The sequence below is a fragment of the Corynebacterium sp. genome, from assembly GCF_030826625.1.
Taxonomy (GTDB): Bacteria; Actinomycetota; Actinomycetes; order Mycobacteriales; family Mycobacteriaceae; genus Corynebacterium.
Window position 1 is genome coordinate 1 of sequence record NZ_JAPJNQ010000090.1, and the last position, 7,532, is coordinate 7,532.

General features: G+C 55.9%; 6 protein-coding genes. 2 read left to right on the forward strand and 4 right to left on the reverse strand.

Translation table 11 applies throughout. The features are described 5' to 3' along the window. Positions 1-741: DoxX family membrane protein (locus RCH87_RS09425; protein ID WP_306516440.1), on the forward strand; the 741-nt coding region annotated here is incomplete at its 5' end. Here RCH87_RS09425 and RCH87_RS09430 read toward each other — a convergent pair. From RCH87_RS09430 to RCH87_RS09445, 4 genes are read right to left on the reverse strand one after another with little or no spacing between them, the layout of a single operon-like run. Then, entirely contained in the window at positions 649-1,986 is a 1,338-nt protein-coding gene (locus tag RCH87_RS09430; protein ID WP_306516441.1) for a glycosyltransferase 87 family protein, read from the reverse strand. The genes RCH87_RS09425 and RCH87_RS09430 overlap by 93 nt on opposite strands. Before the next feature lie 31 nt (positions 1,987-2,017). Further along, positions 2,018-3,859: a dihydroxy-acid dehydratase gene (ilvD, locus tag RCH87_RS09435; protein ID WP_306516442.1), complete on the reverse strand. Its 1,842-nt coding sequence runs from the start codon at positions 3,857-3,859 to the stop codon at positions 2,018-2,020. Next, positions 3,860-4,540 carry a PH domain-containing protein gene (locus tag RCH87_RS09440; protein WP_306516443.1) on the reverse strand — a complete coding sequence of 227 codons (681 nt, stop codon included), beginning with the start codon at positions 4,538-4,540 and terminating at the stop codon, positions 3,860-3,862. Positions 4,541-4,572: 32 nt separating this feature from the next. Next, on the reverse strand, positions 4,573-5,805 hold the full coding sequence (locus RCH87_RS09445) for a mechanosensitive ion channel family protein (protein WP_306516444.1): 1,233 nt from the start codon (positions 5,803-5,805) through the stop codon (positions 4,573-4,575). 395 nt (positions 5,806-6,200) lie between these two features. Here RCH87_RS09445 and ilvB point away from each other — a divergent pair. Next, a partial coding sequence (gene ilvB / locus RCH87_RS09450) for a biosynthetic-type acetolactate synthase large subunit (protein WP_306516445.1) occupies positions 6,201-7,532 on the forward strand: 1,332 nt, incomplete at its 3' end.

The following is a 7,532-nucleotide window of genomic DNA, read 5'->3' on the forward strand; positions in this document are numbered from 1 at the left end:
GAATATAGGGATGAAGATTTTGCCGCGACCGAGGTAATTGATCCTGCCGGTAAGCAGACCACGGTGCCGGTCGAGCAATCCGCAATCCCGGTGCAGCAGACTCCGGCAGGGGCAGTGAATGGGCAGCAATACCCGGACGAGCAACCGTATGCGCAGGGAAGTCAAGAACTCCTCACCGGCGAACAGCAGCCGAAAGAAGATCCCGGCTCGACAGACGATACTCGCCGAGGAACCATCGATTTAGGCTTGTTCTTGTTGCGCATCGTATTTTCGGCATGGCTGATCATCCAGGGCGTTGGCACATTTTTCACACTCGGCGATTACGACGGAATTGCGGGGCTAGAATCTGAGTTCTCTGCATATAACCAGGCACATCTGCTAGCGGTAGCGGTGCCGGCAGCGCAATTAGCCGCGGGAATTTTCCTTTTGCTGGGATTACTCGCCCCGCTTGCCGCGATGGTTGCGCTAGCCGTAACCGGCTTCATGGCGGTGCATCAGGTTGCCGTGGACCAAGCAGGCTTAAACATCTTTAACTGGGCACCGACCTTGTGGTTGCCGGTCATCGCAGCCGCGATTGCGGTAATCGTGCAATTTACCGGCCCTGGTCTCTATTCGCTCGATGGCGCCCGTGCATGGGCGCGCCGCCCGCTAGCGTCGTCGTGGATCTTCGTGATCATCGGTATTGCCGCCGTAGTGGCAGCATGGTGGCTGCTGGCGGGAACGAACCCGCTGGCAAGCTAATGCCAGCACGATCATGGTGGCAAGCCCCAGCCACACGTAATCGCTGATAAACAGCTTCGGCCAGAAACTCAAGGCATGTACTTCGATGGCATCGCCGTACCACCATTTCGGTGGTTGTTCGAGAAACACCAGGACGGCAGCCCACAAACCGACGATGACGCTGAGCGCAAAATCTCGTGTTGTGAGAGCTCGCCAGGTCCACACTGGTAGCGCGATCGCCAGCCATACCCAGTGGTGCGACCATGAGACCGGCGATATCAGCAACATAACCAAGGCATTGATGAGCCATGCGTCGACAAGATCGCCCCGGCGCAGCAGCTGCAGCATTATCCAGGCGCCAACGGCAATGGTTGCTAGAACAAGCACCGCCCAGATGACAGTGATAAGCCCTGAAGAATTCTCGAGCGCTTGTTCGCTGCTGAACCAACGTTGAATCATGCCACGCCACGAGCTATTCGATTGGTACGAGGTGTTTACGCCGAAATCACCACCGGAGCCCATGCCTAGTAGGCGTGCACCATAAAATTCCCACGTTGCATCGAAGCGCACGAGTGCGCCGAGTAGTGTCGCGATGGCGGCAGAAACTCCGGCGCTCAACAAAGCACGAAAATCCTTGCGCAACAGGAAATATAGCAACATCGCGAGGGGCGTCAGTTTGATAGCCGCAGCGACTCCGATAAGCCACCCTTGTGGCAGCAATCGTGCGCGTGGCACCAGATCGAGCACCACCAAGGCCATAATGATCATGTTGATCTGCGCGAAACTGTGGTTGAGCTCCACTGGTTCGCTAATCAAGGCGACAGCCCAACTGAGCGCAGCTGCAGGGAATGCCCAGTGTCGTGCCTGCTGGCTGCCGGTACGCGACGAGTTGAGCAACCAGCGCCAGACCAACCAGAGGCAGACCAGCAGCAAAGCATTCGAGATCACGATGACGATGCGCCCGGCTAACGTATCATCGATGCCCGGAATCAGATTGAGCGGCGACATGAACAGCGCACCGAATGGTGGATAAATAAAAGGTAGCGCAAGATCACCGGCGTACATGGGCTCGGAATACATCTCGCGTCCATGTAAGAATGCGTCAATGCCTTGCCGGTAGATCACCATATCTACCGGTGCAGATGTCTTATTCAGTCGATAAAATGTCGCAGCCAGTCCCGCGAGCACACCAATGATTGCTACTAGCGGGGCCGCGGATGCTAGCGGGGTAGACTGTCCCCGCAACGTGGGCAGGGTTGTGGACATCTGTATGCGTTCCTGCCGATTGTCGTCTGGGCTAGTCAACCTGGCGCACAGCCCCTTTATCAGCACTGGTTGCCATCTTGGCGTACGCACGTAGAGCTTTGGTCACGGTGCGTTTGCGCTCAGTTGGGTGCCATGGCTTCTCGCGGCTTTCCATTTCTTGGCGACGGCGCTCGATTTCTTCGTCATCCAGCTGCAAAGTCAAGCTTCGATCTTTGACTGAAATTCGAATGGTGTCGCCGTTTTCAATCAATCCGATCAAGCCACCGGCTGCAGCTTCCGGCGAGATATGTCCGATGGAAAGGCCGGAAGTGCCACCTGAAAAACGCCCGTCTGTAATCAAAGCGCATTTTTTGCCCAATCCGGCGCCTTTCAAAAATGACGTCGGGTGCAGCATTTCTTGCATTCCCGGGCCACCGGCTGGACCTTCGTAGCGAATCACGACGACTTCACTCGGCTGCACTTCACGCTTCAAAATGGAGCTGACGGCAGCTTCTTGTGACTCGAGCACGCGCGCTGGCCCGCTGAATTCCCAGAGGTTTTCGTCGACACCAGCGGTTTTCAGCACGGCGCCATCCGGCGACAGATTGCCGCGCAACACCACCAAGCCACCGTCGGCGGAGTGTGCATGCATGACATCGTGAATGCAGCCGTTTTCGCTGTCCGTGTCGAGCGTTTCCCACCGGTTAGAACTGGAAAACGGCTGCGTGGTGCGCACTCCGCCAGGTGCTGCATAGAACAAGTCTTCGGCATCCGTGATGGCTTTGCCGCCGCGGATGTCCCAGTCGTTGAGCCAACCATCGAGGGTGTCGTATTGCACCGTGTGCACGCCTTCGTTCAGCAATCCGCCGCGTCGCAACTCGCCAAGAATTGCGGGAATACCTCCGGCGCGGTGTACATCTTCGACGTGGTAAATGCCGTTCGGAGCCACTTTGGAAAGGCACGGTACTTGATGCGAAATTTCTTCAATATCGTGCAGGTCGAAATCGACTTCGCCTTCTTGGGCGGCAGCTAAAGTATGCAAAATTGTGTTGGTTGAGCCACCCATGGCCATATCCAAGGCCATCGCGTTGCGGAAGGCTTCTTTCGTGGCGACGTTGCGTGGCAAGACTGATTCGTCTTCGTTGCCGTAATAACGCTCACACATTTCGACGATTAGTTGCCCGGCTTTGCGGAACAAGCCTTCGCGGGCTTGGTGTGTTGCCAGCGTGGTTCCATTGCCCGGCAAAGACAGCCCGAGGGCTTCGGTTAGGCAGTTCATTGAGTTTGCGGTGAACATGCCGGAACAAGAACCACAGGTTGGGCAAGCGGATTCTTCAATCTTCGTGAGCTCATCATCCGTGACTTTTTCATTGGCTGAAGCTGAGATTGCGTCGACGAGGTCAGAAGAAGTTTGGGCGACGCCATCGACGACGACAGCTTTACCGGCTTCCATGGGGCCACCGGAGACGAAGACGGTCGGAATATTCAGCCGCATCGCGGCATTAAGCATGCCCGGGGTGATTTTGTCGCAGTTGGAAATGCACACCATCGCATCGACGGTGTGTGCGTTGACCATGTACTCAACAGAGTCAGAGATGATTTCGCGTGACGGCAGCGAATACAGCATTCCCGAGTGCCCCATAGCGATGCCGTCGTCGACAGCAATCGTATTGAATTCTTTCGGCACACCGCCCGCGGCGCGTACTTGCTCTGCGACGATATCGCCGACGTCTTTCAAGTGCACGTGGCCGGGAACAAATTGCGTATACGAGTTGACGATCGCGACGATGGGCTTGCCGAATTCATTCTCGCGGGTACCGGTGGCACGCCACAGAGCGCGGGCACCTGCCGCATTGCGTCCAACGGTCGTGACCTTAGAGCGAAGTGGATACACTTATACGCCTTTCTCATGGGAATTGTTCTTGCCGGAACTAGTGCGTGGTGGTCGTGGCCTGCGCTGCGGGCGACTATGCTCCCGGCGACCATGCTCCTGGCCGCTGCGCTTTCGGTTCGGCTGCGGATGTTGCGGTTGTTGGGCCTGCCGCTGCTTGTTCGCGATGGGGTGCGATTCATAATGCTGGGCAGCCACGCCGTCGTATTTCTCAAATTCCTCGCGCGTCATCATGATGCGCTGGCCATCGCGGTGTGTGATGACGACTTTGTCATCGGCGGCTTCTTTGCCTTCTGTCAATACATCGCGAATCCGGCCCCGTGATGCCTTTTCCAACTCCGGCAATGATTGAAACGTGATGCCTGGAAGGTTGTGCCGTTTGCCGTCGCTAGTGCTGGCGAAAGCACGAGAACGTTGAAAACCAATTCCTTCGAAATTGTCCCAGCTGATCTGAACAGCAGATTTGAAGGCATAGGTGATGTGAATACCGGTTGCAGAGACCGTCGTTTTCGAGCGCAGCACCCAGTAGATGAAAGCTACGGGAAATATTAATAGCCAGCCTAGGGCGAGTGGTGCCCAAGCGATCCCCATGATCGCGATGCCGACGATGAGCACGGTGGCGACAAGGTGGGTGCGGTCCGGGCGAAAACTCGTGCCCTGGGCAGGTTCTTCTGCAACACTCATGGCGACCATGCTACGGGATCACGGGCAAAACTCTAATTCGTAGAAACCGTGAGTGTAGATTCAGTTGCCGCAGGTGCCAGAGGACCATGAACGATCTCGCCGTCAATCTCGATGCTGGAACCCAGAACACGGATCACCAACAGGGCGATGAACAACAGTGACAGCCCTGTTGTCGATGGTCGTAGACGACCATTGAGCGAAAACAGCTTGTCGACGAACGTACGCGGGTCGAACCGGTGATATAACTCGGCCTCCTGTGCAGTGAGCTCTGTGATCTCCTGGCTGTTTTCTTCTGGCGATGGGGTAGCTAGTGAAAGATCAACCCACGGAATCGATTTATAGGCACCGGAAGTATCTGGGGTGTAGCTTTGCCTTTTTAGGTGAGTGACTTCATCTTGCAAATCGCCGTTGATGGTGGGAGCCGAGCCGTATTCATTCCAGAATTCGTCCAAGACCGCTAGGCGAATTGCGCGCTCGACCATCCATTGCATTCCTGCTTCGGTCAAAATCATCGCGCGAATATTAACCGTCCAGGGCATGCCGACGACGGCTGGTGGGTTAATGCCTTTTCCGACCGCGGGGTGGATTTCTAATTCGCCTTTCAAGACTTCTGAGATTTCCGGAACCCGCAGCGCGCGTTGGGTAGCGTGTTGGAATCGCTCCACTGCCTCCCAGGGTGACTGTACTTCCAGTAAGGGAACGGGCATGACGACGACAGCCGAGGACCAATAATGCGAGTGGTTGATGCACACGCGGGCGGTGGAATTCGGAATGATGATGGTTTCTTCGTTTAATGTGCGAATACGAGTAGCCCGCATCGTGACCTGAATGATGGTGCCTTCGACTTCAATGCCATTGCCTTCGAATTTCACCCAGTCGCCAATCCCATACTGTTTTTCTGACAAAATAAAAAAGCCAGCCAGGAAATCGGCGATGATTGACTGTGCGCCGAGACCGACAGCCGCTGAGGCTGCGGTGGCGGGAATTGTGGCGCCAACGAGCGAAAAACCGAGTTGCTGCAGGAAGAAAACGAATAATACGAAGTACGTGATCAACTGCGCGATATAGATCGCCACTCCGGCGACAGCTAGCGAAGATTTGGATTCGTCGTAATCACTAAACCGCTGAGAACGGTGTTGCGACCAGCGATGAGCAAGCCGACCTGCCCGCGGGACCAGGAGTGCAGCAATGAAAAGGAGGGCGAAATCCACGCCACGTTCAATCGTCCAGCGCCAGAGCTGATCCAGCACGAAATCTAGCGTCATGGCGCGTAATTTTAGACCGTCATTGTTAAATCGTATGAGCCGGAATGGGTGAAATAGAGTTTTTTCACGCCGTTGTGTAATGTATGTCTCGTGATCAGCATTCGACTTCAAGTACTTCAAGTAGTAGTGCCCTAGGGGGCGTGTCCGAGTAGGACTCACTTGCAGCCGTATCAACGCACGCCTCCGACAGCACCCAACCATAGTGCTTACAGTCGGGGGCTTTTGTTGTGAAAGGGGCCGTAATAAAACACCGCAACTTTGCGCCCTCGCAGTGATCACCCGAGCGCGAAACGATAAACCTTTATGGAATGGAGACCAACAACGTGTCGGCCACAAACCAGCCCAGCCAGTCGGCAAGAGCATCTGCCGCCGGTTCTCATGGAGCAACTCGGCGAATGATTGGTGCTGAAGCCATCGTGCAGACCTTGGAAGACCTAGGTGCAGAAATTGCTTTCGGCATTCCAGGTGGTGCGGTGCTACCTCTGTACGATGCGCTGTATAGCTCACAAAAACTACGTCACGTGCTGGCTCGTCACGAGCAAGGGGCCGGCCACGCCGCAGAAGGTTATGCGCAGGCCTCCGGCAAAGTTGGCGTTATGATCGCCACCTCGGGCCCAGGTGCGACGAACCTGGTTACTCCGCTGGCCGACGCGATGTTGGATTCAGTTCCGGTCGTTGCGATTACCGGCCAGGTCGGGTCAAAGATGCTGGGCACGGATGCTTTTCAGGAAGCGGACATCCGTGGTGTCACCATGCCGGTGACCAAGCATAACTTTATGGTCACGCATGTCGAAGATATCCCTGAAGCCATCGTCGCGGCCTTCCATTTGGCGTCGACAGGCCGCCCAGGCCCTGTTTTGGTTGATATCCCGAAGGATTTGCAGGTAGCCGAACTGGATTATGTGTTCCCGACGACGGTCGACCTGCCAGGCTACAAGCCGGTGACTAACCCGCACCCACGTCAGCTATCTGCAGCCGCCGACATGATCGCTGAGGCGGAAAAACCCGTGCTGTATATCGGTGGTGGCGTCATCAAGGCCAATGCGCACCGGGAGCTTCTGGATTTCGCGGAATACACTGGCATTCCTGTGGTGACCACCTTGATGGCGCTGGGGTCGTTCCCTGAGTCTCACGAGCTGCATATGGGCATGCCTGGCATGCACGGATCGGTGCCAGCGGTTGCTGCGCTGCAGCGCGCGGACTTGCTGATTACCGTTGGTGCACGTTTCGATGATCGCGTGACCGGTGATACAGAGAGCTTTGCACCGGAGGCCAAGGTCATTCATGCTGATATTGACCCCGCGGAGATTGGTAAAATCCGCGCAGTCGATGTTCCGATTGTTGGTGATGCTCGCGAAGTACTTTTGGGGCTGTTGCGTGCTTTCCAGAATAATTCCTCGCGTGCTATTGGTGACTTGAATCCGTGGCTGAATTATCTGCGCGGCATGCAAGAACGCTTCCCGCGTGGTTATGACAAGCAAGAAGATGGCTCTTTATCGCCGCAGTTCGTCATCTCTGAAATCTCCAAGGCAGCCGGCCCCGATGCTGTGTACGTGGCCGGCGTCGGCCAGCACCAAATGTGGTCTGCGCAATTTGTGGATTTCGAAAAACCACGCACCTGGCTGAACTCGGGCGGTTTGGGAACGATGGGTTATTCGGTTCCCGCTGCGATGGGCGCGAAAGCGGGCTGTCCGGACAAGGAAGTGTGGTCGATCGATGGTGACGGT

Excerpts from the sequence above, each read along its gene's own strand:
- RCH87_RS09430 (WP_306516441.1), bottom strand. The coding sequence starts at position 1,986 with ATGTCCACAACCCTGCCCACGTTGCGGGGACAGTCTACCCCGCTAGCA.
- RCH87_RS09440 (WP_306516443.1), bottom strand. The coding sequence starts at position 4,540 with ATGAGTGTTGCAGAAGAACCTGCCCAGGGCACGAGTTTTCGCCCGGAC.
- RCH87_RS09445 (WP_306516444.1), bottom strand. The coding sequence starts at position 5,805 with ATGACGCTAGATTTCGTGCTGGATCAGCTCTGGCGCTGGACGATTGAA.